The organism is Salmonella sp. SAL4457 (assembly GCF_046548235.1).
GTDB classification, from domain to species: Bacteria; Pseudomonadota; Gammaproteobacteria; order Enterobacterales; family Enterobacteriaceae; genus Salmonella; species Salmonella enterica.
In genome coordinates this window covers 1-258 of the sequence record NZ_JBGDZO010000813.1, presented here as the reverse complement: position 1 = coordinate 258, position 258 = coordinate 1, and the positions used below count along the sequence as shown (strand labels likewise).

General features: G+C 65.5%; 1 protein-coding gene. It reads left to right on the top strand.

Features of this window, described 5'->3' with window-relative positions; all coding sequences use genetic code 11:
* A partial coding sequence (locus tag ACLJNW_RS26425) for an aldo/keto reductase (protein ID WP_410961540.1) occupies nucleotides 1–258 on the top strand: 258 nt, incomplete at both ends.

Genomic DNA, 258 nt, shown 5'->3' with positions numbered 1-258 from the left:
ACCTATGGCGATCCGGCGTGGCGTCCGTGGGTGCTGGACGAGGAACGGGCGCGTCCGTTCATTCGCGAGGCGCTGGAAGCCGGGATCGACTTCTTCGACAGTGCCGATATCTATTCCACCGGCGAGAGCGAGCGGATCCTCGGGCGTGCGCTCAGGGACTTCGCGCAGCGCGAGGACCTGGTAATCGCCACCAAGGCGTTCTTTCCCATGAGCGACAGGCCCAACGCCTGCGGCTTGTCGCGCAAGCACCTGCTTGCC